Source organism: Sphingobacterium sp. NPDC055431 (genome assembly GCF_053644255.1).
In genome coordinates this window covers 49,548-72,632 of sequence record NZ_JBSHLH010000010.1, presented here as the reverse complement: position 1 = coordinate 72,632, position 23,085 = coordinate 49,548, and the positions used below count along the sequence as shown (strand labels likewise).

Here is a 23,085-nt window from a genome sequence, read left to right as displayed (position 1 = left end):
AATGTCACAAGAATTAGAAGTCCGCAAAATAATTCTATTGGTAGATGATCATCAGGAAATCTTAGATTTTTTGACAGATGATCTATGTGATGACTATGATATCGTACAGGCTCATGATGGATATCTGGCATTAGAGGTCCTCCAAAAACAACATATCGACTTAATCGTATCGGATGTGATGATGCCTAAGATGGATGGCTTTGAGCTCTGTGCGCAGGTCAAGAAAAACCAGAATTACAAGCACATCCCTTTTATCATCCTAACAGCGAAAAACAGCCTTCAGGCAAAAATTGAGGGTTTGGAGTATGGGGCTGATGCCTATATAGAGAAACCATTTTCACCCTCATTCCTTCAGGCACAGATCAGGAGCCTATTGAAAAACAGGATGTTTGTGAAAGAACATTATGCACAACAGCAAGACCCTGACGAATTGTTGTTGCATACGAACATAGAGGAAGATTTTATGGATAAGTTACAACAACTGATCGTGGACCATATCGATGATACTTCCTTGTGTGTGGAGTTCCTGGCGGATAAGTTGAACATCAGTAGACCTACCTTGTATAGAAAGATCAAGCAAACATCCAATTTATCTCCCAATGAATTGATTAATAACCTTCGGCTGAAGAAAGCCTCACAGTTGTTAAACAGTGGATCCTATAAGGTTTATGAGATTTCCAATATGGTTGGATTCAGCTCGAGCTCCCATTTTATACGGAATTTCCAGAAACATTTTGGCTACAGTCCAAAAGAGTGGGAAGCCAGGTTCCAACAGGAGAAGCTGGTGAAGTTTAGATTTAATTAATCCTTCCAAAAAAGAAACTGGCCGACAGAATTGCCAACCAGTTTGCATCGCTAATTTAAAAAAATGATAGGTAGAGTGTGTCTTTGTTATACCTCTTCACCCTTGAGCATTTTGTTCCAATACAGGTGGGGTAATAAATATTTTTTCAATAACCAAAGGCGCCAATGCTCTTTACTGCTGTCCTTGATCAGCATCTGTTTCAATTTGGGGTCTGGCGTAAATTCATTTTTATAGTTAAATTCTGCTAACACCATCTTTCCATAACCTGTTACGAGTGGACATGAAGAATATCCTTCATAGGATTTGTTGTCTGCCGCTTGTAGTTTGATCAACTTTAAGAGGTTGTCAACTACTACAGGAACTTGTTTTCGTATTGCTGCTCCAGTTTTTGCAGTAGGCAAGGCGGCCACATCACCAAGTCCAAAGATATTGGCGAATCTTTTATGTTGCATACTGTTGATGTCTACATCCAACCAACCAGCATCATTGACCAATATAGAGTCTTTGACAAATTTGGGAGCTGTTTGAGGTGGTGCCAAATGCAATAGGTCAAAAGGTATTTCAATCAATTGTTCCATTTGTTGTGGAACTTCATCGGAGTCACCCTTGTTTATCACACATTCGTTATCCTTGGGGTCTGAACTCTTGAAGGTGATGATTCTTTTATCTGAATCTATTTTTATTGGTGCATAGAAAGGTTTAAAATTGATGTTGTACCGATCGATGACCTTCATTAGGGTGTCCGCAATGACCTTTACACCGAAAATTACTGATCCCGGAGTGGCAAATGTTACATTTACTTGATCAGCCAAATTATTTCTCTTGAAATAGTCACATGCCAAGTACATTATTTTTTGTGGAGCGCCGCCACATTTTATGGGGGTTGTCGGCTGGGTAAAAACTGCATTTCCACCTTTAAAGTTTTGGATGCATTTCCAGGTATAGTTTGGATCGATGTAATTGGAGCAGGCCACACCTCTGTCAATAGCCTCTTGCAACCCTTCGATTAGGCTGAGGTCGTTGACCAATCCGCAGGCAACAATCAAGAAATCATACTCAAGAACCTCTCCGTTGTCCAGTTGAATGCTGTTTTTTTCTGGAGAGAAGGAAATTACGGCTTGCTTGATCCAGGTGCAACCTTCGGGGATCAAGTCTTTCATGGGTCTAACAGTTTTGTCAAAATCATAGGCTCCAGCTCCAACTAATGTCCATGCCGGTTGATAATAGTGCTTTTTGGCTGGGTCAATAATGGCAATTTCTAAGTTGGGGTCCTTTTTGAGCAGTTGGGCGGCAGTCATAATGCCTGCCGTACCAGCACCGATGATGATGATTCTATAATGCGTGTCCATAAGTCTAAATATTGGTTAGTATAAAGTTAACATTATGAAAACCTTGGCTTTGTAACTTTAGTTACTAAAGGGAGATACTTCTTACCATACATCAATGCACAACTATACGGATTTAGTCACCTTTGTATAGCAGATAAACAAAAGCAAATAATTAAGGTATAAATAGAAAGGAATATTAAGATGAACAATAAAGTATTAGGGTTACACCACATAACAGCCATCGCTAATTTGGCACAAAGAAACTACGATTTCTATACCAATACCCTTGGGTTAAGAATGGTAAAGAAAACCGTGAATTTTGATGATCCAGGAACATATCATTTCTATTATGGAGATGAAAAAGGGAATGCTGGAACTATCCTTACCTTTTTCCCTTGGGAAGGTATTGGCAAAGGTAGAACCGGCGGCGGAATGGCAACAGAAATTGCTTATTCGATTCCAGAAGGAAGTTTAGAGTTTTGGAAAGAACGCTTTGGAAAAAACAATGTATTGACCGGAGAAGCCGTTGAGCGTTTTGGAGAGTTGTATCTTCCATTTTTGGATCCTGATGGATTGAATCTATCATTGGTTGTTCCAAAAGATGCGGATAATAGAATTGGCTGGTCTACTGAACAAGTAGGTAAAGAGGTAGCTACTAAAGGTTTTCATAACAGTACTTTAACATTAAGGGATGTAGAGCCAACGGCAAAGGTTTTAACCGATTTGTTGGATTACGAACAGATTGCTCAAGAAGGAAATCGTTATAGATTCAAAAGCAAAAATATCGATACTGCAAATATCATTGATATTTTGGTTGATGAGAACGCACAACGAGGAATCAACACCGCGGGAACTAATCACCACATCGCATTCCGTGTAAAGGATGATGTGGATCAAATGGAATTACGTGAAAAAATCATGTCAGCTGGTTTACAGATTACTCCTCAGATCGATAGGGATTATTTCCACTCCTTGTACTTCCGTGAACCAGGAGGTGTATTGTTCGAAATCGCTACTGAAAACCCTGGATTTGATGTAGATGAGCCATTGGCAGAGTTAGGTAATTCATTAAAATTGCCAAAACAATACGAGCCTCAGCGTTCAGCTATTGAGAAAGTTTTGCCGGTATTGAAATAAGATTTTTGTTGAAGTGGATGATTATCATCTACCTCAACATTAAGTTGTTAAGTCATTAAATTTAAATAATAAGATTATGTCAAAAATATATCAAAGTGGAAATGTAATTGATCCTAAGAAAGCCTTGATCATGATTCATGGTAGAGGTGGGTCTGCTCAAGATATCATGGGGCTAGCTGAATATTTAAAAGTCGATAATTATTTATTGTTAGGGCCTGAAGCTGATCAGAATACCTGGTACCCACATTCTTTTATTGCGCCCATTATTTCAAATCAGCCGAATTTGGACATCGCTCTTGAATTAATAGGAGAGGCAGTGCAAATTGCCAATGAGAAGGGAATTGAGAACGAAAACATTTATTTCTTGGGATTCTCCCAAGGGGCTTGTTTGACTTTGGAGTATACAAGTAGAAATGCAAAGAAATATGGAGGTGTTGTTGCTTTTACTGGTGGTCTGATTGGTGAAAAGCTACATGCCGACCATTATACAGGTGATTTTAAAGGTACAAATGTATTTATCGGTACATCAGACCCTGACTTTCATGTTCCAGTGGAACGTGTGCAGGAAAGCAGTAAGCTGATGCGCAGTTTAGGAGCACAGGTAGAGGAGAAAATATATCCGAATATGGGACATACGATCTCTCAAGATGAAATCAAGATCGTCAATGAAACAATCTTTAAATAAGTCTATTCTCTATTTTTAATAATAAAACCCCTGAGGTCTAGAACCAAAGGGGTTTTTCACTTAATAAACTATACTATACAATTTTCTTTTAGTAGGGATTCGTGATCTTGACGTATTTCAAGATGGAATGCATCTGTTTTTTTAGTTCCGGATTGTTTTTAGGGTAGCTGTACTCAAATTCTAATATCTTTTCAGGATTATAGAAAGCATAGGCCTTACCCTGGATTTCATTGCCAGATTCCTTCTCTTCATAATATATTTTCTTGTGGAAGTATTCATAATGAGCGAAATCCTTGTATTGTTTTTCAAAATCTTCAAAGTTTAAAGTGCTGGCAGCTATTTTGGTGCTGAATTTTGCCATACCGCCATTATGGCTTGCAGAATATTGATAGACTTCATCGGTTGAGGATTGTTCTTCTTTAAAATCGGTATCTAAGGTTTTAAGGAAAACTGTCGGTATGAAGTAGTTTACTGCATAAATCCCTTGAAATGGATCCTTCCAAAAGGTGCCACTGCTGTCAAGAGGATTGAGATCCTTAATTTGGGCATTTGTCCACGCCGGGACATTTAATGCAAGGGCTGTGTTGACTTCTTTCAGTTTATTTAATGTGGCCAAAGTGTCTTGTCCGATTAGAGGTACAGCGACTTCAAAGACCAAGTTGTTTTTTTGATAGAAGGCTAACAAATAAGTTTTCGCACTGTTCGAGCCCCAATACAAGCCATTTTTAGTATCCTGGCCCTTGCTGTGGACAGAAGTTTCCATTAAGCCACCATGGTAGGTACTATATATGGCATCCTTTCCTTCAAACATGGGGTCGCCAGACTCTATGTTGCTATCATTTAAGAAAAGCTCATCATTATTGTACATCAATGCCGCATTGACAAAAAGGTCTCCCCATTGCGGATCTTGGAACAATACTGTTTCTGTCTGATAAATATGTCCGGCATCAGAATCGGAATAGTTTTTTATTTGTCGTTCTACACTATTGTAGTATTTTCCTAAGAAAGGGAATACCTGTTCAGCATTGCTGAACATCACTTCATTATCATTGCCTTTAAGTTCATTGGAAAAAGGTGCTTTTCTTAGCCAAGATTTGAGGTCTTTGTCTGTTAAGTCCGCCACTTCCTCATTCCATTGGAAATCTTTTTTAGAGCCAGTCAATGAATCACAGCTCGTGAAAAATGACATGGAAATAAACAGGGCAAGGATTATAGCAGTAGTGTTAGTAAATTTATTTTTTTCCATTAATGCTTGATTTTGCTGAAAGCTGTTGATTCCTAGCTTCCATATGGGTGTTCTGTTCTCACTGAAACATGCTTTTACCTTGAGGTTACAAGGCAAAAGCAGTATTTTCTCTTTAATTGTAGAAACTTAATCTACAAATGCATTATATGATCTTAGAACGGATTCAGCAGCGTTATCCAATCCTCTCAATGCATCTTCGCTCAAAGGGGTATTTGCATCCAATTCACGTTGTGCTATCCTCATTTTCCCTAAGAAATCATTTACATCATCGTTGAACATTCCGTAGGTTCTAATCTTAGGCTGAAAGTCTTTTGGAATTTCTTTGTCTTTATTTTCCTTGTAAAGCTTTTCAATATCTTGATATTGTTTTTTGAAATCAGCTGTCAATTTGGCTTGATCTTCTGTTTCAAACGCGATATTGGTAGTATTCTGCACTAATTCCAATAGTTTTTTGGATCCTACATATTGATCTTTCAATGGATTGCCTTCCAAGGTAGTTTCCTCAGCTTTCTCAGCAAGAGGTTTTAATTTAGCGAAGACAGCAGTCGAAGCGTCACGGTATTTCTTGATTTCGGTTGTTGCTTTTTCTCTTAATTCAACTAATTTTTGCCCTTTGTCTTCTTTCCAATCTTCAGCGGATTTATAAGAATCTACCTCCTTATTGATTTCTTTGATGGCATCAAAGCTTTCATTCATCTGATCGATAAGCGGTTTGAATTCTTTGCTAAGTCCATCTGGATAAACAAGGGACTTTAGATTGTGGACAGTAGGAGGGAACATCATTATTGGTGGGATGCTCATGAAACCCTCTGGATTTTCCACTTTATCCTTTACGTATTTTTCGAAACTGTCAAAGTTATTGGCAAAGGTTTGGATGGCCGAGTTTTGGGAATTATCAACTTTAACAATGGAATTGTTAAAATTAATGATTTCACTAGCTTTGTTTTTGTCATCCTTCCCGCCAAACAATCCGCCTATAGTACTTTCGGATTCACCTGATTTTGCTTTGTCAGTATTGTTACAGCTCGCCAACAAGGCCATGGCCAGAAGGCTTCCTATATATATGCTTTTGTAATTCATATTGATCTGTTTATTAAGTGAATAAATGTTTTATGTATAGTTTTTGTGATCGTTCAATCAGACTAGCTAATGAACTTGAATTTATTTTCAAAGAACGTACCGATGATAGGAAGAGGTTTCATTACTCCATTTGAAGCGTTGATTGCACCAATGATCATCAAGACGATGTTGATCAATCCAATGTATCCAAGGGAATAAATTCCGGTTACCATCATTAGGATGTTCAAAATAATCGAAAGGAAGATACCAAATACGAAGATGCCTAGACCTTGTCTCAAATGGTACCTTAAAAAGTCATCTGCTTTCTCTTTTCCAGAAAAATAAGCGATTAACCAACCAATAAGTGTGATGTAAGCGACTACTGCTAATGTTTTGTTGTTCATGATGTTATTGTTTAATTTTTTACTTTATTGAGTGTATAATTGCGCTAATAATAAAAAATAGAAGGAAGCAGGCCGGTAAGGCATAAGTGAAAAACGGAGTTTTCGACCGTTTCCTTAATTCGATCGCTTCTAGTTTTATTTCGGGGTTAAATTCGCTCATTCTACGTTGTTGCTTGCAATGCACACAAACAGAATGAACTTCCTTCCAAAGCGGGAAGAGAGGAATCCAAAACACATGGAAATAATTTTGGTAAGCAATTAGGGCCAATGTGTCCTTCTGCTGGCAATAACTGCATGCTGAGGAACAAACCTGAGTTCCAATACGACTTTTTCTGACTCCGAATATGAAAAACATAGTTTCTATTTTTGTTATCCAAAGTTTTTTAATTTCAGGGACAGATACAATTAATTACAATCTACAATGTTTATACGTCCGGTAAAAAAGCATCTACAAAATCTCTACAAGAATTTGTAAGTTACTGTTATTCAGTGTCAAATTAGCGTGATTGTATATCTGAGCCAGTGATTCATGACTGCTGTCTGCTGAAATTAGCTGCAATTTTTGCTAGGGGTAAATGAAAGGACCATTCCCACCCAGTGGTGAAGTAAATGTGGATTTTTAGTCACGATTCAGCATTTTTGAAAAAATAATTCTTTTATTATCAGGCTGTTTAAGGGAATAATGAAAAAAAAGTGTTTTTAGATTGTGAATTGTTCTGAAAAAACCTACCTTTGCATCACTTCAAACAACGAAGGGTTCTCGATAAAAGAACAACGATTCCGTAGCTCAGCTGGTAGAGCAATACACTTTTAATGTATGGGTCCTGGGTTCGAATCCCAGCGGGATCACCTCTTGGGACAAGTTCAAAAATAGCGAACTTGTCCCTTTTTTATTTCCTTATAATTTACTGATATTCTGATAGATATACGTTGACTTGAAAATCATCTTCGGGGTTCGATGTTGTGTCTCATAAAATCACCTAAATTTAGGGGAGATCGAACCCGTTTTTAATTTTTCTTTTGTAATACTATTGTTTATCAGCTATTTAATGAATTTTATCACAAGTCGGTATGCTATTCGTTCCATTTTCAAGGGCAAAGGTAAATCAGTGTCCTTTACGCTTTACAAGGTCGAGCCTTCGGTTTGCTAAAAAATCTCCAACCTGCGGATAGTATTTTTCAGTCAAAACCTTGTTTCAGCTAAACACTGACCTTTTTAGCCCATGAAACGAAACATAGCATACTCCGACCTTTGAACGAATAAATGGTAGTGATAGAGAAACAAAACAGCACCTCCTCTCATTACCGAATAAATCAAAAGAAGTTAATTAGGTCAGACTGATATATTGAAAGCCGTCATGCCCTCCTGCAATATTGCCCTCTATCTATCAAGGCAGTCGTATGGCTTGAACGCAAGCAGGCTCGGCTGATGGCCGTCTTAAAAACTCAGAAACTTTCTGTTCGCCTAAACAGAGCAAGTTATGTTTTGAGGTGCTCGAAACTCATTCTGTGCCTCAAAACTACTTGCCCTTGCAGGTGATATTAACACCCTCCGAAGTCGGTCGCATAACTATTTTAGAACCTATTAAATTGAACTTTACTTTTCGTCCTGCTCGTCCATTCTTCGTATAAGTTCCTCCCGAAGCGCATCAAGGAATTTTGTACGGTTCATCTTCCGGTTTCTCAACTCCAAATAAGTCTGATAAAAGTTGCCTAAATCAATACCAAAGGTACTTTCAAAATATTGGGCTACTTCCCTTATGTCATTGTTCCCGTTGTCAAACACGCCTTGATAGTGCAGGGCATAAATCAGTTCTATCAATGCCACTTTGCTACCTGTCCATTTCAGCTTCTTTTGGGCTTTCGATTTGTCTTTTTGGAATTTGTTATATAACTGGTCTTCGATGTAAACCTGTATCAAATCATTGGCCATTATCTTGGCGACTTTATAATCATGTGAGGTGGAAAAGGTTTGGTCAGACTGGAAATAATAAGTGTCCAACCACAGCTTTATATCATGCTTGCCCCGTAATAACATTTTTTCGTCAAGGAACGAATTATTGCTCCGGTAATACTTATAAAAATCGAGATTATTGTCAAAGAATCTTTTTAGCTTTTTCAGTTCTTTGTTGAGGTATTTCCTTATAGGTTTTGCGCCATACGGCTTTTTTGTCTCGATTTTGTAAATGGCATTGTAGTAGATGAGTTTAGCTACAATGGCAGGTTTCTGATATTTGAAAAAGCGGATTTCTTCATCAGTATTCTTAAACCCTCTTTTCAGGACATACCCTTTCATTTCGGACAGGCATTCAAGAATATGGTGTATAACGGTTTCTATCCATTGTATGGAACAATCTGCTTCAATCTCGAAGTCATTGATGACTGTTTCCAGTTTGTGTAACTTATCATTGTAAAATTTATCCATTTACTCGCATTTATTCTCCTATTGAGTTCCGACCGGAGCGTGCCGATCCGCTCTTACGTTAGTATTTGTTAACCCATTAGCATAATTTTAGACGGTTCCCTATTGGTTGGAGAATAATTGTTTAGAATGCAGAAATAAGGCATTAAAAAAATTATTCTTCAAGATGATTTAAGATGGCTGAATTTTATTCAGCCATCATTGAAAACTACTTCACATGGATTGTGGGTGTGTTATTTATTATTTTCCAATGCTCATTATCCCGAATACATATTATCAATGAATGAAAGATAAGAAACTCACTTTCCAACGTCGTGTGTGCAATAGCCATATGGTCTGATTGCTTTATGTTGTTTATCACCAAGCTCCTTGGGCTTCCTCCGAATCGCTTGGTACGGATGAGTTCGATATAGTCAGATTTCGAGAATACAAAAATCCCCTTCTCATCGAAAAACCCGTCCTGTATATTCTGAAAGCCGGGATGTAAGATACTTTCCAATGCTGCTACATCACGATTGTCGCCAGCTTTTACAAATGCTTCGATTGCTTTTTCTGCCTGTTCCATTTTTATTTGTTTAAGATGTTCGTAAATAATTCTTTTTGATGGTTTAGTTGTTGTTTGACAGATTCTTTATCATCCGTTCCGTCCAATGAATAATAGTAAATTTCCCTAATGCCAATAAAGTTCAATATCTGCTGCAGGTGCATTTCCACTAGATTGGGCAAAGCTGAATCCAGTTCCCCCATAGCGGAGAGAACGTATGCTTTTTTATTCTGAAGCAATCCGATTGCTTTGTCCTCGTCGTATCTGAAAGTTTTACCTGTCCGCAGCACAAGGTCGAAATACGCTTTCAGCGAAGAGGGTATGCCAAAATTATACATAGGCACTGTGATAAGGATTTCATCACACCCGAATAGTTCTGCTATCAACTGGTCAGACAATTTTAGGCGGTCTGAAGTATCCCCGGCAGTATAAAATTTCTCAAGTACTTCCTGCTCAAGATGAGGAATGTGGGAGGTGCCTACTTCCCGTATACTGATGCTCCCTTCCGGATTCAGTTCTTTCCATGCCCGTACAAAATTGTCTCCCGCATTGCGGGAATAGGAGTTTTTTAAACGTAAGCTACTGTCAATTCTCAATAATGTCTTCATCTTTTTTACTCTTTCTATGGAAGACCATTTGAGTACTAAATATGTGACAGCTTGGTAATATTTTTTAGCTTATCCGGGTCTACAATGGAATATATTTCCTGGATCAATCCATCTTCACTTAATTGGAGTATATGACAGTTATGGAGCTTTTCATGCTCCCAAAAGCAGACAGCAGGTTGATGATTGAAAAATTGAAAGGTAAATGTTTTTCCCATCAGAAAATGCTGCTGTACATAAACCAATAAAGTGGCCGTAGCTGTTTTCCCTATTTCCGAACCGCTCACTACCTGCACCTTCGTACCTCCGTCAGCACTGAGTTTTATGTCGTCTACCAATAAGTTCTGCAATTCCACGATGTCAGCCTGAGCCAACGCTTTCTGATACCTGCCTACAGTCTCAAATGAGTGACCCAAATGTGGGCTATAACTTGAGTATTTACTGTCTTTCAATTGTTTGTTGGCCCTGCTCAATAGCTGGCGTGAATTTTCGGTGCTTATTTCAAGCAGTTCGGCTATCTCAGCATGTGAATAATTGAAGCCCTCTTTCAATATGAAAGCCGCTCTTTCTTTTGGGTTCAGGTACTCGAACAGCACGAGCATGGTATAGCTTGCCGTTTCGTCCCTAATAAGTTTTGCATCGGCATTATCAAATGAAACAGGTTCGGGGAGCCATTCGCCGAAAACTTCTTTTTTGCTTTGGCGGGTTTTAAAATTTATGGCATGATTAATCGTGCTCTTGATCAGAAAGTTGGATTCCTGGCGGATGCTCGATTTATCCAATGTAATGTATTTTTCCAGTACATCCTGTACCAGATCTTTCGCATCTTCATAAGAACCGACAATATTGTAGGCATAGGTCAATAACTTATTATAATGTTTCTCCATCTTTTTATTCTATTTTTGATATTAGCGAATTTCAGGCTTTATGTTCCTTTATCGGCCAGAACTTCCTGCACCATAATCCTATTAAATTTTTCCGGTTCTACAAAAGCTGCATAGTGCCCTGAGTTTTCAAACCAGATGAATTGTTTTTGAGGCGCTTTTAGTTTCCTGAAAAATTTATAAGCAAGTGTGGAGGGGGTATTATAGTCACACCGCCCTGCGATAAAGTAAACGGGGACTTTTACTTCCCGAACCGTTTTAAATAAATCTACCTGCATTACTTCATCCCACATGGCATTCATTGTGAAGGCTTGTCCCTTAGCTATCAGGCTATCTTTGTAATATTGCGTGGCAAAGGAATCCATATTTTTATAGAGCTGGCCAACATTGGTACCTTCACAAAAATCACCATGAAAGTGCCGGAGCCATTTTCTTGATAAATACAGGTGTGATATTTCATTTTTTGAGCGGGACGGGTAATGCTTACGGAGTTTTTGCAATTGAGCCATTGCTACGCTGTCTTTTTTTAACCTGGCCTGTTGAATTGAATAATCGAGCGAAACCTTTTCATTCAAATACATACTGGTAACCTGTCCCACGCCAATGTAAGCCTGAAATAGCGATGGATACTTTTGAATCAGATGCATGCCCATAATAGAACCAAAAGAATAACCAACCAAATATATTTTCTCTTTCTTAAAACGCTCTTTAAGAATATGTATTAAACTTAGCGCATCATCTTCCAGCTGTTCAATAGTGATGCTTCCGGGAGGCAGGGTATCGTTGTAGGATAAACCCGTTCCCCTTTGGTCGTATGTAACCACCGTGAAGCGCGGTTCCAGTTCCTTATTGTGTGTTTGCCAAAAATAAAAATCAGAAAATCCAGGGCCACCGTGCAATATGAGCAAAACAGGGTTCAGGGCATTTTCCCCTTTAATAAATACGCTGTGCCTGACACCATTTAATTCAATACGGTTGTATTCATTGATGGAATTAATTTGGGCTGTACAAAACTGCCAGTTGATTGAGGTAATTATCAAGGTTATGAGGAACTTTTCTTTCATCTTATTTATATACAATGCAAATAGAAGCATAATCGCATCGTCCTGATTTGTTAATCTTTACTGTTTTGCCGATTTCCTGTGTCTTATACAGGCTTTTGATTAAATAGCCATTCCGCTTCCGCCAACTACTTTTATGCCTTCGGGAAACTTTTTCCAAAAACGGATATATTTATATTTAGCTTCAAAAGGCTCGTTATTATAGTTCCCTTTTAACTCCATCTGCAAAGTAATAACAGCCAGATCCGCTATGATATGCAGTTCTTCTACTTTGGGAGTGATTTCGTTTACTTTTAAGTTTCCCTCACGATACGTTTGCAGATCCATTTCTTTGGTTATCGTCTGACCGCCTGGAATTATAAAAAGCAGATCAGTATGCAATAGGTTGTCGAGCACTTCCGTATCCCTATTTTGGATGGCTCCGTAAAGTGTGTTCTCGAGATTTAAAATTTCGTCCTTTGTTATCATTTCTTAGTCATTATTTTTGTTTTCACTAAACTTCCTCCTGTGCTGATTTTCTATCGTTGGTATTGTATAAAATTTCAGGAATTTCTGCGAGCGTCGATTCATGTCCTTTATCGCCAAGCGTATAAAACTCCTGAAAGCTCATAATGAGTGGTTTCCACTTGTCGGGATCAACCCGGTTTGGATGATTGCTCATTATGATTGATTTGTCGAGATATATCCTATTTATTTTAAGTTCAAATGTGATAATCTTCCCCTGTTGTGATGGTTCATCCTCTGCCAATTTATGAATGGCCATGACAACAGCTTCCATTTGTACAGGGCATTCGTTCACCCGGCAGGCATTGATGGTTTCGGACGGGGTCCCTGTCAATCCTGCTATTTCAAATTTATTTTCTTCGAAACGATACCCCTTTAACATTTTAGATTGGGGCACGGGATTAGAACCCGTGGTTCTGGCCAGTAGGTTCACTGCCTTTGCCTCGTTTACCGAGGGCAGGTTTAATACGGCCTCTTTGGTTACCAAAAGGTTTTTGGCAGTTTGGGAGGAAGTCCCAAGACCAATGATGCAGCGCCACCCCAACCAGAAGATCGAAGATATAGGTGCAAGATTATCTGTACCATTTGGATTTTTGGTACTGATAAGTACTACCGGTGTGCCGAAGTACAGAATGGAAGGGTAACTTTTAATGTGCATGTTAGAATACCTTTTATGATTTCATTACTCAGCTTTGCTGTTCCTTTTAAAATTAACGATACCATGCATCTATTGAAATCCGTTTCTTGCGGAATCCGGTCAAGTTCTCTTATAGACATTAAGACATCACTGTTTTATACTTTCTTGAAGATAATTATCAAGTCTGCTATAAATCTATAAGACTCACTCCTCGACCATCTGATAGATACCCCTTTCCATCGTAATACCATGTTGTTCTAAAAAGGCGGGCATTTTAATCCCCGCTTTTTGCATTGCCTCCCGTATGACCACTCTGGCATCGTCCATCCGCTGTCGGTCTGCCCAAGTGGCAACCGTAATGACCCGAAGGTCTCCACTATCGCCTGTCTGTTGAAAGATTTCATATTTTACAAAGCCGGGCTGCTGCCGAAGTATATTTCTGATGAAAAGCGATTTTTGGGAATACTCCGCGATAGCTTTTTTGGGAATGCTGATTTTATCGATGACGGCGACATGTTCCGTAACAGTACGCTCTTCTCCGTTATTCTGTTCCATTTCGACTTGATTTTGTTGTTGACCAAAAGTATTCACCGCCATAAGAATGGGTATGATAAGGATGACGGTTTTTAATGTCTGTTTCATAAGGCTTGAGTTTATTGTTTCCAGTTCAGCTTACCGTCTTTGTCAAACATTTCGATGGACGGGTTGCCCACACTATCAACCTTTAGAATAATTCTCGGTATTTCATTGTTATCCTTCATTATCAAAGCGGCATTCCCATTTTCCGTTATCAGGTTGATACGGTTGATATTATGTCCGGGTTTCCCCGACAGGTCTTTGTCGTTGATCAATAGACCGGCCCTGAAATAGTTGTCGTGTTTATTGTCCTGTGCCAGGATGCCGATAGCATCTGCATTCTGATAGTCAAATGAGAGTGCGTTCAGGTTGGTCTCCTCGTTATCGGTAATAGCAAGGCCTCCTCTTTCGTCTCCGTTTTTATCGTAGAATATAAGACCCGCTGGTGCGTAAGCTCTTTTATACGTTTTTCCACCAACAATGGGCTCGGGAATGTTGTCTGTGTTCGCAATAACGACACGATTTTTTCCCGAAGCATCATTGATATTTATTCTTTCTGCATTAAAGTTTGGCCTGTTATTTAAATATAGGTAGACGATACAAATCATCAAAACGACATTGGAAACTACAAGGACGGATACTAGGATCTTGAATGGTTTAGGAATTGTTTGCATAATTGATTATCATTTTTAGTTCATTATTCTTTTTATAGTACTGTTTTTTTGGTGCTGATTACAATCCTATTCCATGCATTTATTGTAACAACCGCCATTATGATCTGTGCAATCTGGTTTCCATCAAAAAGTTGTTCGGCCTTTCTGTACGTTTCATCGCTTAACCCGTTTTGGCTGATTAAGGTTACTTCCTCGGTTATGGCTAAAATTATTTTCTCTTCCTCGGTAAATAATCCGGTTTCTTTCCAGGCGTTGAGCAGGAAAATTCGCTGTGCGGTTTCACCCTGCTTTAATGCATCCGTAGTGTGCATGTTGATACAAAAAGCGCAACCGTTGATTTGCGAAGCACGAATTTTAATCAGATAGAATTGCGTTCTAGATAGTCCTGAATTGTGCAGGTAATTTTCCAGAGCGAACATTGCCTTGAATGCATCCGGCTCAAGCTGCTGTATGTCTATTCTGTTTTCCATATTTATTTTGTTTGTCATTATTTAGCTTTTGAAATCACCATTTTTATGGCTAAAAAAGTCAGTACACTGGCCATAAACCATTTTTGCGCCCTTACCCAAAGTGGATTTTTTGTAAGGAAAGAAGCCATTTTTGCAGCGGTCATTACAATAATAAAATTGATAGTGAAGCTGATAGAAATCTGTGTAATACCCAATGCCATACTCTGACCTAATATAGAGCCATATTCCGGTTTGATAAATTGAGGAAAAAAAGACAGGTAAAATACAGCCATTTTAGGATTCAACAGGTTGGTAAAAAAGCCCATCAGGAACAGTTTTCGAGGCTTGTCTTTGGCAATATGCTCATTCACTTCAAAAAATGTTTTGCCATTGGGTTTAATGGCCTGATACGCCAAATACAACAAGTAAATAGCGCCCGAAATTTTCAGTATTCCGTAAGCAAACGGAACAGCCAGTAATATAGCCGTCAATCCAAATCCCGCCAGGACGATATGAAATAAAAAACCACAGATAACGCCAACTAGTGAAACAAGCCCGGCTGTTTTACCCTGCGTAATGCTTCTTGAAATAAGATAAATCATATTCGGCCCCGGGCTGATAACCATCAGGAAGGCAGCCAAAGCAAACCACAAAAGTTCATGAATCGGGATCATCGTTGTTTAAATTTAAGCTGTGAGTTTTTTGGATATCAAATTGTCCAGTGAATATTTTCCACTTCCCTGAATGAACAGTGCCAGACATAAGCCGAGCATCAGCAAATGATATTCGAATCCTTCACCTTCCTTATCGCCAAACCAGTTCATGAAAAAGCCATGCTCGAGATGTCCGCCAAATAAAATTATTCCGATAAAAAGTCCACCCAATGCAATTGCCCAAAAACGGGAGGCAAAGCCCATTATTATAAAAATGGGTGCAAAGAACTCTATTAATATAACTAATAGCCCCACCAGCCATGGGTGTCCCATCTGTTGCAGCCCCTCCAAAGTTTGGGTAAACCCAAAGCCACCAAACCAGCCCAACATAGCCCGCGCTCCGTGTGGAAACATAACGATACCGATTGTCAGTCGAATGATCAGACCTGTATAATCATTGTGCGTATTAAAAAATTTCTGTTTCATCATTTTCCTTTTTTATTCTAGTTATATCTTGTTTGTATCCCCTTTAAATATTGTGGTCAATGCTGGTAGTTGCTATTGTTTCCCTAGTAGTTCGAATAAACTCGAAAATCCCTGCGCTCCATGCCCATCAGCTATTCTACGGTCCATGAGGTTTTTGATTTCTTGCATGCGCAGAGTTTCCACATTTTTTGATTTTCGATGATTGATGAGGTCATCAAACATCGCGGCTTGAACCTGAAGCGGCCCCAAGTCGGGCTGGTATGTACCCAACTTAATTTCATTGACCATTAGGGACAGCAGCGGGCCATAGCCCTGTAGCGTGCCCGCAACCCGATGTGCAAAAGCGGCCAAATCCACTCCTTCCTGATGCACCAATTGAAGGGTATGCAAAAAACCTATTAAAAATTCATAGCCAATAGCTACCTGCGCTAAAAAATCTACAGCCGCGGCTCCTGCGTCTTCTCCGTAGAAAGTAATGGCACCTAGCTTTTCCAACAGCGGATACTGCGCATCAAAAACGGTTGGCTTACCACTGAATAATAACTGTGCTTTGGCGGTTCCGATGTCTATTGGGTCAGCCAATATTTTGCCATCGATATAGGAAGCGTTCTGTTTTTCAGCCCACTCAGCAAAATCACGAGCCTGAGCAGGTGTGCCGCTCGTTAAATTGATGAATACTTTTCCGGCAACCGCACCAGCTACCTGTTTGAGTACTTCATCCACAGCCGTATTGTTTAACAAGCAGATCACAATCTGATTACTGGCAACAACTGCCTCACTAAGTATTTCTATACCCGCTGCACCTGCTTCAACTAGTGGTTTACATTTTTCCGCATTACGGTTCCACACAACCGTATCATAACCTTGATTGATAAATGTATAGGCTATCGCGGCTCCCATATTACCCAATCCAAGTACCGTTACGCTCTTCCTTTTGTTGTGAGGTATTTCAGTTTTGATGTTATCTATATTCATATTTAATTGTATTTTAAAAGTTCTGTTAGAATACTCTTCGCACAAAAAGTCCAAAGTTGCTGTAGTGTTCCGTATTTGGCCCGTATTGGTCAAAGTTTACACCCAAACCATATTGTACACCTTTATTGTCCACTCCTAATCTTGCATATTGAACACTCTTTAAGTGCCCGTTCCAATGCATTGAAGTAATATATTGAAGCTGCAAACGCGCATAAAGATTGAAATTCTGATTTTTGCTACCTTGATATTCCACAGAACCGAACAGCTCAAGACTGGGGTTAGACCAAACATCCATTCTCGTAAAAATGAGATACGATAAGTCATTTTTTTTATTGAAATACCAAACAAAAGCCGAAGGCACAAACCGATTTCCCGGTGCATAGATAGAACCCAAACCGGTTGCCCAGCGTTTATTTATTTCGTAAGTAAGATACGACTGGCTCATCACTTCAATCCCCCGCTTTTTGTCGTAAGGAAGCAAAATAGAAGACGTGTTAAAAAATCCAAACGGCTTTTCCGCAATGATTTTGCCGGAAAACATATGCTGATAATAGTAACTCGAATGCCCTGCAGTGATTTCCACAGGGACTTGCGCCTCGCTGTGCAAGCACCACATGCAGAAAAACAGGCAGGCCAGCAAGTTTTTTATTTTCGCTGTTTCTTTCATCGTTCCCTTCAAATTTCTTTTTGTTAGGCTGTGGTCGGATAATTATTACAGTCAACCACTGTTTAAAATATGGACACATGAAGTGCTGAAAACGTGACAACCTATTCAGGATATTTTCTTCCGTTGGTGATTTGTCTTGTCTTTTCGTAACGAAAGAAATGCATCTTATCTAAACTTCATTGTACGTTTTCTGTAATACCATACGAAGATATGAAGGAGCCTAGCCGTCAATACTGTAAGTATGACGGCAAAAAATGTAGTTTTTTCTGTTTTTGATGTAGAACCCGCGATTATGCAGGAATTTCAATTGTATTTTTGAACTCAGTGGGGAGCTGACCTTCGTAGCTTCTGAATGCCCGGGAAAAATGAGAAGAGTCTGTGTAGCCAAGTTGAAACGACACCTCTTTGACAGACATATTCCAAAAGCTCAACAGGTACTTGGCCTCCTGCATGATATGAAACTCAATCCATTTTTTCGCCGAAAGCCCGGTGTATTCTACTAATATTTCGCTCAGGTATTTTGGTGATATATGCAACTGTTCCGCATAAAAAGCAACATCTTTATACTGCGAGAAATTCTTTGAAACTAATTCTCTAAACTTTACAACGGTATGTTCTTTACCGTTGAGTTCCTTTTTATTGCCCCGGTACAGGTTCCAGAAATATTTCTGTGAAATAATCAGGATTGAATATAGTATGCCCGATACTGCTTCGGGCTTATCAGCTATTGCCCGAAGTGTGCTGAAAAGCTGTTGCATTTCCTCGAATTGCCTATCGGTGAGTTGCATCACACTCTTTTCATCGGGGCAAAAAAATTCGAGAGAATAGAAAAACGACCTGCTGAAATTATTTACAAAAATATCATCATAAAAAAATAACGTGTCATTTGAGGGAAAACTGGTATTGAGCCATTGACAGGTCATTCCGGGGCCAATCGTCAACAGGCTTCCTCGTGTTAAATCATAATCGGTAGTGCCTATCCTGATGCGCGCTCCCTCACCATAATACAGACCGATAGTATAAAAGTAGTTTTTAAAGGGATGCGTGATTTTCAAGTCTTCAAGACACGTTTTTGATGCCAGATAATAAGGCGCTATATGGCCATCATTTTTTTGAGACCTTAAATATCTGAGCAGATCAAAGTTATCTGAATGTTTTTGTATCATAAGGAAGATGTCTAAAAATTAGTATAATCCTGGGAATGCTTTTCCGTCCAGATTGAAAAATAATAATTATGAAATGTGAAGTTTATTCTCATGTCAAACTTAGTATATCAGAAAATACTAAAATACGCAATTATTATCATTTGATGATGTATGGTTATTTATACTTCGTTGTATATAAATGTCCAAAATAAACAAGGAGTAGATACTACTTATCCACTCCTTACTGTGACTGGTTTTATTTTCGTATTACTTTTCCCAATCTGCCAGCGCATCCGCCACAGCAATGGCTTCAATCTCAATCAATGCATCCGGCGAAAACAATGACGATACTTCAAAAATAGTATCTGCCGGATATGGGGGAGTAAAGTATTTGCCTCTCAATTCGACAATCTTCTCAAAGTTCTTCATGTCACGGAGCATGATAGTGACCTTAACCACGTTTTTCAAACTTGAACCTCCAGCACTCAATACCTTGTCCAGATTTTCAAAAGCCATTTTTGCCTGTGCATCAAAGTCACCTATGCCTATAAGCTTTCCATCCTTGCCAATAGCGGTCTGTCCCGAAATAAACAACAGATCGCCTACACGATGTCCCTGAGCCAGACGGAATGGTTCATAAGCGTCCGGCGTAATTTTAATTTGTGAAATTTTCATGATAATAATTTGTTTTTTAATGGCAATGAAGCTTGCTTGAGTTGATTTTTATATATCCTTTTTTCGATGGTGACACAAGCAGGTTTCATTTTTTATTTATTTGATTTATAGATGTGTTCCTTTGTGCGAACGTTTTTCCTGTGATGTCTATACTGAAAGTAAAGTCCCAATTATCAAGAATCTGTTCATTTTCATTGTTCTCTTTCTAACTATTTTCAAGATTTAATTCTTTGACGATTTTCCGGGTATGGCTAAGGGTTGCCTCCGGCCATAACATTTCACGGTGAAAAGGAATCAAGGGTAACCCGTTCATGGTTTTCATTACCCAATGGGGATCTGCTAAGGCTGCTTTTCCGATAGCAACCAGCGTTGCGTGGTTGTCCTTCAAGGCAACTTCCGCCTTTTCAACATTATGGAAACCACCGTTGGCAATGACAGGAATGCCCGTTGCCTGCCGGATAACCAATGCCAATGATATTCCGTCTCCAAAAAAGCTGTCCCGTTCCCATTCGCCCGTCTGCACCGCTACGTGAACAAAATCGGGTTTGCTCACCTTTATTTCTTCTGCCAGTTCTTTAGCTGTTTCAATACCATGTTTCCAACGGTAGGTAAGGTCATTTACTTTCCCCTCTGAAACCCGTAAACCGACAATGAAACTCTGTGGCACGGAAGCCTTTATACCAGCAATAATTTCAGCAATAACACGGAAACGGTTCTGCATAGTGCCACCATATTGGTCGTTTCTGTGGTTCAGTTCCGGTGTGAGGAACTGGTCTAACAAATAACCATTTGCCCCATGAATTTCTACGCCGTCAAAGCCTGCCTTATAAGCGTTTACAGCTCCATTGATAAAGCCCTGTTTCATTCTTTCAATATCCGTCAAGTCCATTTCTTTAGGGGTAGGAAATGTCCCCTCGCCACCGTAGGAAGACATCTTTGTGCCAACAGGTTTTAGGGCAGACGGAGCTAAGGTGTTCTCACTATATTGCGATAAAGCACCTGCGTGCATCAACTGAGCGAAAATAAGGGAGGGAGATTGATGGACAGCACGGGTTACCTTTTCCCAAGAAGCGCTTTGCGCTTCGTTTACAAGTGCAGGTTGGTTGTTATAACTCTGGCTACCGTATACATCAGTGTAGATACCCTCGGTAATGATAACTGCAAATCCTCCAATTGCAAATGCGGAATAATAGTCCTTCATTTCGTGCGTAGCCAAGCCGTCCGCCGTAGCGCTCACGCGTGACATGGGGGCAACTACCGTCCGGTTGATCAATTCTCTTTGCCATGTAATGGCGTTCTGAAAAATAGGATGATGTTTCATTTGCTTCTTAATATTATGAAGCAAAGTTGACGGTAAATGATGGAGAAAAAATTGATCTAGGTCAAGACGGTTTATTTTTTTTCTTAATGCGGCTTATAAATTCAGCTGATACACCCAAATACGATGCAATCAGATATTGGGGTACTTTGGATGCTATGTTTGGGTAGTTTTCCAAAAAGGCATAATATCTGCTTTCGGCATCCTGAACATTGTTATAGATAATTCTTTTTTGCAATGCGCCAAGATAACTTTCTAATATTATCCGAAAGTACCGCTCCAAACGGGGAAGTTCAGCCAGTAACTGCTGAAAAGAATAGTGGCTAATCTGTAAAACGGTCGTTCTTTCTATGGCTTGTATGTTGTATATTGAGGGCTTCTGTTTGGAAAAGCTATCTAAGTCAGAAGCCCACCAGTCGTCGATAGCGAAAAACAAGATTTCCTCATTGCCATTGTCAGCGTTGATGTAAAATGCTTTTAATGCTCCCGAAACGACATAACTATCATAACGACAGGTATCGCCATTATGCAAAAGATAGTCCCCCTTTTCCAATGTTTTCTCCGTCCAAAAACGCTCGAAAGTTGAAATTTCATCCTGCGTAAGATCTATATATTTCGAGATGTTTTTTAATAAAGTATTTTCGACCATATAAGTATTCCGTTTTCGTTCACAATTTAGTAATTATAAATACCTGTCAGCCTCTTTTATTTCGAGGTCATTGATACTAGCGTACCGTTTTTTCATTAAGCCGTTTTCATCAAACTCCCAATTCTCGTTTCCGTAGGCTCTAAACCATTTACCCTCTTTGTTTCTGTACTCATATTCAAACCTAACGGCAATTCTATTATCGGTATGCGCCCAATACTCTTTTTTGAGCTTGTAATCCAATTCTTTTTCCCATTTCTCGGTCAAAAATCTTACAATTTCTTCCCGACCATTGATAAACAGGTTTCGATTTCGCCATTCACTATCAATGGTATAAGCCATTGATACCTTTTCGGGATTTTTGGTATTCCAAGCATCTTCTGCCATTTGGATTTTTTGCTTGGCTGTCTCCAAAGTAAATGGAGGTAAAGGATGTTTCTGTTCCATTGTTTTAAGGCTTAAATTAAGCTGTTTACGATTTTTTTTGATTTCTTGACCAACTCATTTGATTTAAAGAGTTGGCTTTCTATAATTGAACTTTCAAATAACAGGTAGATGTGAGCGGATAGCAATTCCTCTCCAAGTTCTTTTTCAAAGAATTTTCTAAGGTCGTTTTTGTGTGCCTGTATAACTGAAAGTATAGTACCTTGTTCTTTTGATATTTCCGACAGGATGTTCAAAAAACTGCACCCCCTAAAACCTTCCTTTTCGTTCATATAAACAATGAAATCAAAGGCGTTCAATATTCTTTTTTTGGTGCTTTTCGATTTTGATACGTATGTTATCAATTCAGAAAACCAATATCCATGTCTTGCATTTAAAAACGCAACACATAGGTCATCTTTTGATTTAAAGTGTTGGTAAAAACTTGCTTTGGCAACATTGGCTTCACTGATAATCTGATTAATTCCAGTGCTATTATATCCCTGTTGATGGAACAGTAGTGAAGCGGTATCAATAATTCTTTCTCTTGGGGTATCCATGTTTATATCCTTTATGAAAGCAAATGTATAGAATAATAAATGAACAGACAAGTCTGTCTATTTACTTTTTTTAGAATACCCATTATTTTAGCCGTTATCCATCTTGCTGTATCAAATGTTGTAAATCGGGGTCATTCTTAATCCGCTCCATTTCGCTTTCCACAATATGTACAACGTCCGCTTTGACCTGCCTGTAATTGGCTTCGATGACCTGCTTCATATTGTCGTTGCCGTCTTCATCGGTAAAAGATAATATCTGCGGTATCTTTTTGTAGGCTTTGGTTTCGGCAGACACCTTTTCGTTATCCACCACGATAAATAATCTTTCAGTACGTTTAATAACTATTAATCTTCCAAAAAAGAGTTCGAGTTTCGTACCAGTAAGTTCACAAAAAAAGCCTCACAGAAATGTGAGGCTTTTTTTGTGCCCGCTTGGGATTCGAATAATTGCATGTTCCTGATTGGGTTGAGGGCATGGCGGACATGCACCGCAGGCACCCTTTACGGTTCGATCCGG

At 39.1% G+C, this 23,085-nt stretch carries 27 protein-coding genes, 1 tRNA gene and 1 pseudogene; 4 read left to right on the top strand and 25 right to left on the bottom strand.

Translation table 11 applies throughout. The features are described from left to right. Position 1 precedes the first annotated feature (1 nt). A complete protein-coding gene (locus ACWIB3_RS10760) occupies positions 2–805 on the top strand; it encodes a response regulator transcription factor (RefSeq protein ID WP_454291583.1) in 804 nt (267 codons plus the stop codon). 86 nt (positions 806–891) lie between these two features. On the opposite strand, the gene ACWIB3_RS10755 is transcribed toward ACWIB3_RS10760, so the two are convergent. Further along, positions 892–2,154, bottom strand: coding sequence for an FAD-dependent oxidoreductase (locus ACWIB3_RS10755; RefSeq protein WP_454291582.1), 1,263 nt, complete (start codon positions 2,152–2,154; stop codon positions 892–894). A 180-nt stretch (positions 2,155–2,334) separates the two neighbouring features. On the opposite strand from ACWIB3_RS10755, the gene ACWIB3_RS10750 reads away from it, so the two are divergent. Together ACWIB3_RS10750 and ACWIB3_RS10745 are read left to right on the top strand one after the other, a co-directional pair. Continuing rightward, positions 2,335–3,270 carry a ring-cleaving dioxygenase gene (locus ACWIB3_RS10750; RefSeq protein ID WP_185212008.1) on the top strand — a complete coding sequence of 312 codons (936 nt, stop codon included), beginning with the start codon at positions 2,335–2,337 and terminating at the stop codon, positions 3,268–3,270. A 76-nt stretch (positions 3,271–3,346) separates the two neighbouring features. Next, complete coding sequence (locus ACWIB3_RS10745; RefSeq protein WP_454291581.1) at positions 3,347–3,955, top strand: alpha/beta hydrolase; 609 nt, start codon at positions 3,347–3,349, stop codon at positions 3,953–3,955. A gap of 88 nt (positions 3,956–4,043) precedes the next feature. Here ACWIB3_RS10745 and ACWIB3_RS10740 read toward each other — a convergent pair whose 3' ends face one another. The 3 genes from ACWIB3_RS10740 to ACWIB3_RS10730 form a co-directional block, all read right to left on the bottom strand. Continuing rightward, entirely contained in the window at positions 4,044–5,201 is a 1,158-nt protein-coding gene (locus tag ACWIB3_RS10740; RefSeq protein WP_454291580.1) for a hypothetical protein, read from the bottom strand. Positions 5,202–5,327: 126 nt separating this feature from the next. Continuing rightward, a complete protein-coding gene (locus ACWIB3_RS10735) occupies positions 5,328–6,281 on the bottom strand; it encodes a DUF3829 domain-containing protein (RefSeq protein ID WP_454291579.1) in 954 nt (317 codons plus the stop codon). A gap of 62 nt (positions 6,282–6,343) precedes the next feature. Continuing rightward, on the bottom strand, positions 6,344–6,664 hold the full coding sequence (locus tag ACWIB3_RS10730; protein ID WP_185212012.1) for a DUF4870 domain-containing protein: 321 nt from the start codon (positions 6,662–6,664) through the stop codon (positions 6,344–6,346). 776 nt (positions 6,665–7,440) lie between these two features. Between ACWIB3_RS10730 and ACWIB3_RS10725 the strand changes: the two genes are divergently transcribed. Then, positions 7,441–7,513: transfer RNA gene (locus tag ACWIB3_RS10725), tRNA-Lys, on the top strand. A 748-nt stretch (positions 7,514–8,261) separates the two neighbouring features. Here ACWIB3_RS10725 and ACWIB3_RS10720 read toward each other — a convergent pair. The 21 genes and pseudogenes from ACWIB3_RS10720 to ACWIB3_RS10620 all read right to left on the bottom strand — a co-directional run. Next, positions 8,262–9,089 carry an RteC domain-containing protein gene (locus tag ACWIB3_RS10720; RefSeq protein WP_454291578.1) on the bottom strand — a complete coding sequence of 276 codons (828 nt, stop codon included), beginning with the start codon at positions 9,087–9,089 and terminating at the stop codon, positions 8,262–8,264. A gap of 205 nt (positions 9,090–9,294) precedes the next feature. Next, positions 9,295–9,651: a nuclear transport factor 2 family protein gene (locus ACWIB3_RS10715; protein WP_156307462.1), complete on the bottom strand. Its 357-nt coding sequence runs from the start codon at positions 9,649–9,651 to the stop codon at positions 9,295–9,297. A gap of 2 nt (positions 9,652–9,653) precedes the next feature. Then, positions 9,654–10,238, bottom strand: a complete 585-nt coding sequence (locus tag ACWIB3_RS10710) for an FMN-dependent NADH-azoreductase (RefSeq protein ID WP_454291577.1) — start codon at positions 10,236–10,238, stop codon at positions 9,654–9,656. A 35-nt stretch (positions 10,239–10,273) separates the two neighbouring features. Continuing rightward, complete coding sequence (locus ACWIB3_RS10705) at positions 10,274–11,122, bottom strand: sigma-70 family RNA polymerase sigma factor (protein WP_454291576.1); 849 nt, start codon at positions 11,120–11,122, stop codon at positions 10,274–10,276. Positions 11,123–11,160: 38 nt separating this feature from the next. Then, complete coding sequence (locus tag ACWIB3_RS10700; RefSeq protein WP_454291575.1) at positions 11,161–12,183, bottom strand: alpha/beta fold hydrolase; 1,023 nt, start codon at positions 12,181–12,183, stop codon at positions 11,161–11,163. A 99-nt stretch (positions 12,184–12,282) separates the two neighbouring features. Next, complete coding sequence (locus ACWIB3_RS10695) at positions 12,283–12,648, bottom strand: nuclear transport factor 2 family protein (RefSeq protein ID WP_156307458.1); 366 nt, start codon at positions 12,646–12,648, stop codon at positions 12,283–12,285. Positions 12,649–12,673: 25 nt separating this feature from the next. Continuing rightward, positions 12,674–13,342, bottom strand: a complete 669-nt coding sequence (locus ACWIB3_RS10690) for a flavin reductase family protein (RefSeq protein ID WP_454291574.1) — start codon at positions 13,340–13,342, stop codon at positions 12,674–12,676. 183 nt (positions 13,343–13,525) lie between these two features. Beyond that, the gene (locus tag ACWIB3_RS10685; protein ID WP_134776054.1) at positions 13,526–13,963 is read right to left on the bottom strand and encodes an antibiotic biosynthesis monooxygenase family protein; all 438 of its coding nucleotides are present in this window, start codon (positions 13,961–13,963) and stop codon (positions 13,526–13,528) included. 11 nt (positions 13,964–13,974) lie between these two features. Then, entirely contained in the window at positions 13,975–14,571 is a 597-nt protein-coding gene (locus tag ACWIB3_RS10680) for a hypothetical protein (protein WP_454291573.1), read from the bottom strand. Between the two features lie 32 nt (positions 14,572–14,603). Beyond that, a complete protein-coding gene (locus ACWIB3_RS10675; protein ID WP_454291620.1) occupies positions 14,604–15,041 on the bottom strand; it encodes a carboxymuconolactone decarboxylase family protein in 438 nt (145 codons plus the stop codon). Between the two features lie 17 nt (positions 15,042–15,058). Continuing rightward, on the bottom strand, positions 15,059–15,694 hold the full coding sequence (locus ACWIB3_RS10670; protein WP_454291572.1) for a LysE family translocator: 636 nt from the start codon (positions 15,692–15,694) through the stop codon (positions 15,059–15,061). A 12-nt stretch (positions 15,695–15,706) separates the two neighbouring features. Then, on the bottom strand, positions 15,707–16,162 hold the full coding sequence (locus ACWIB3_RS10665) for a DoxX family protein (protein WP_454291571.1): 456 nt from the start codon (positions 16,160–16,162) through the stop codon (positions 15,707–15,709). A 69-nt stretch (positions 16,163–16,231) separates the two neighbouring features. Next, positions 16,232–17,134 (bottom strand): NAD(P)-dependent oxidoreductase, encoded by a 903-nt coding sequence (locus ACWIB3_RS10660; RefSeq protein ID WP_454291570.1) that lies wholly within the window; start codon positions 17,132–17,134, stop codon positions 16,232–16,234. Between the two features lie 25 nt (positions 17,135–17,159). Further along, positions 17,160–17,801 (bottom strand): hypothetical protein, encoded by a 642-nt coding sequence (locus tag ACWIB3_RS10655; RefSeq protein ID WP_454291569.1) that lies wholly within the window; start codon positions 17,799–17,801, stop codon positions 17,160–17,162. A gap of 290 nt (positions 17,802–18,091) precedes the next feature. Further along, entirely contained in the window at positions 18,092–18,967 is an 876-nt protein-coding gene (locus tag ACWIB3_RS10650) for a helix-turn-helix domain-containing protein (protein WP_454291568.1), read from the bottom strand. A 246-nt stretch (positions 18,968–19,213) separates the two neighbouring features. After that, entirely contained in the window at positions 19,214–19,621 is a 408-nt protein-coding gene (locus ACWIB3_RS10645; protein ID WP_156307449.1) for a RidA family protein, read from the bottom strand. 205 nt (positions 19,622–19,826) lie between these two features. Then, positions 19,827–20,942, bottom strand: coding sequence for an oxidoreductase (locus tag ACWIB3_RS10640; protein WP_165290357.1), 1,116 nt, complete (start codon positions 20,940–20,942; stop codon positions 19,827–19,829). Positions 20,943–21,003: 61 nt separating this feature from the next. Beyond that, the gene (locus ACWIB3_RS10635; protein WP_156307447.1) at positions 21,004–21,588 is read right to left on the bottom strand and encodes a Crp/Fnr family transcriptional regulator; all 585 of its coding nucleotides are present in this window, start codon (positions 21,586–21,588) and stop codon (positions 21,004–21,006) included. Between the two features lie 33 nt (positions 21,589–21,621). Next, complete coding sequence (locus tag ACWIB3_RS10630) at positions 21,622–22,032, bottom strand: nuclear transport factor 2 family protein (protein ID WP_282636646.1); 411 nt, start codon at positions 22,030–22,032, stop codon at positions 21,622–21,624. An 11-nt stretch (positions 22,033–22,043) separates the two neighbouring features. Then, positions 22,044–22,568: a TetR/AcrR family transcriptional regulator gene (locus ACWIB3_RS10625; RefSeq protein WP_165290356.1), complete on the bottom strand. Its 525-nt coding sequence runs from the start codon at positions 22,566–22,568 to the stop codon at positions 22,044–22,046. A gap of 94 nt (positions 22,569–22,662) precedes the next feature. Continuing rightward, positions 22,663–22,884: pseudogene (locus tag ACWIB3_RS10620) on the bottom strand (conjugal transfer protein TraG); the annotation flags it as partial. Positions 22,885–23,085: the final 201 nt, after the last annotated feature.

Bases quoted from the DNA above. Each gene is read 5' to 3' on its own strand.
- ACWIB3_RS10760 (WP_454291583.1), top strand. From the start codon at position 2: ATGTCACAAGAATTAGAAGTCCGCAAAATAATTCTATTGGTAGATGAT.
- ACWIB3_RS10755 (WP_454291582.1), bottom strand. From the start codon at position 2,154: ATGGACACGCATTATAGAATCATCATCATCGGTGCTGGTACGGCAGGC.
- ACWIB3_RS10750 (WP_185212008.1), top strand. From the start codon at position 2,335: ATGAACAATAAAGTATTAGGGTTACACCACATAACAGCCATCGCTAAT.
- ACWIB3_RS10745 (WP_454291581.1), top strand. From the start codon at position 3,347: ATGTCAAAAATATATCAAAGTGGAAATGTAATTGATCCTAAGAAAGCC.
- ACWIB3_RS10740 (WP_454291580.1), bottom strand. From the start codon at position 5,201: ATGGAAAAAAATAAATTTACTAACACTACTGCTATAATCCTTGCCCTG.
- ACWIB3_RS10735 (WP_454291579.1), bottom strand. From the start codon at position 6,281: ATGAATTACAAAAGCATATATATAGGAAGCCTTCTGGCCATGGCCTTG.
- ACWIB3_RS10730 (WP_185212012.1), bottom strand. From the start codon at position 6,664: ATGAACAACAAAACATTAGCAGTAGTCGCTTACATCACACTTATTGGT.
- ACWIB3_RS10720 (WP_454291578.1), bottom strand. From the start codon at position 9,089: ATGGATAAATTTTACAATGATAAGTTACACAAACTGGAAACAGTCATC.
- ACWIB3_RS10715 (WP_156307462.1), bottom strand. From the start codon at position 9,651: ATGGAACAGGCAGAAAAAGCAATCGAAGCATTTGTAAAAGCTGGCGAC.
- ACWIB3_RS10710 (WP_454291577.1), bottom strand. From the start codon at position 10,238: ATGAAGACATTATTGAGAATTGACAGTAGCTTACGTTTAAAAAACTCC.
- ACWIB3_RS10705 (WP_454291576.1), bottom strand. From the start codon at position 11,122: ATGGAGAAACATTATAATAAGTTATTGACCTATGCCTACAATATTGTC.
- ACWIB3_RS10700 (WP_454291575.1), bottom strand. From the start codon at position 12,183: ATGAAAGAAAAGTTCCTCATAACCTTGATAATTACCTCAATCAACTGG.
- ACWIB3_RS10695 (WP_156307458.1), bottom strand. From the start codon at position 12,648: ATGATAACAAAGGACGAAATTTTAAATCTCGAGAACACACTTTACGGA.
- ACWIB3_RS10690 (WP_454291574.1), bottom strand. From the start codon at position 13,342: ATGCACATTAAAAGTTACCCTTCCATTCTGTACTTCGGCACACCGGTA.
- ACWIB3_RS10685 (WP_134776054.1), bottom strand. From the start codon at position 13,963: ATGAAACAGACATTAAAAACCGTCATCCTTATCATACCCATTCTTATG.
- ACWIB3_RS10680 (WP_454291573.1), bottom strand. From the start codon at position 14,571: ATGCAAACAATTCCTAAACCATTCAAGATCCTAGTATCCGTCCTTGTA.
- ACWIB3_RS10675 (WP_454291620.1), bottom strand. From the start codon at position 15,041: ATGGAAAACAGAATAGACATACAGCAGCTTGAGCCGGATGCATTCAAG.
- ACWIB3_RS10670 (WP_454291572.1), bottom strand. From the start codon at position 15,694: ATGATCCCGATTCATGAACTTTTGTGGTTTGCTTTGGCTGCCTTCCTG.
- ACWIB3_RS10665 (WP_454291571.1), bottom strand. From the start codon at position 16,162: ATGATGAAACAGAAATTTTTTAATACGCACAATGATTATACAGGTCTG.
- ACWIB3_RS10660 (WP_454291570.1), bottom strand. From the start codon at position 17,134: ATGAATATAGATAACATCAAAACTGAAATACCTCACAACAAAAGGAAG.
- ACWIB3_RS10655 (WP_454291569.1), bottom strand. From the start codon at position 17,801: ATGAAAGAAACAGCGAAAATAAAAAACTTGCTGGCCTGCCTGTTTTTC.
- ACWIB3_RS10650 (WP_454291568.1), bottom strand. From the start codon at position 18,967: ATGATACAAAAACATTCAGATAACTTTGATCTGCTCAGATATTTAAGG.
- ACWIB3_RS10645 (WP_156307449.1), bottom strand. From the start codon at position 19,621: ATGAAAATTTCACAAATTAAAATTACGCCGGACGCTTATGAACCATTC.
- ACWIB3_RS10640 (WP_165290357.1), bottom strand. From the start codon at position 20,942: ATGAAACATCATCCTATTTTTCAGAACGCCATTACATGGCAAAGAGAA.
- ACWIB3_RS10635 (WP_156307447.1), bottom strand. From the start codon at position 21,588: ATGGTCGAAAATACTTTATTAAAAAACATCTCGAAATATATAGATCTT.
- ACWIB3_RS10630 (WP_282636646.1), bottom strand. From the start codon at position 22,032: ATGGAACAGAAACATCCTTTACCTCCATTTACTTTGGAGACAGCCAAG.
- ACWIB3_RS10625 (WP_165290356.1), bottom strand. From the start codon at position 22,568: ATGGATACCCCAAGAGAAAGAATTATTGATACCGCTTCACTACTGTTC.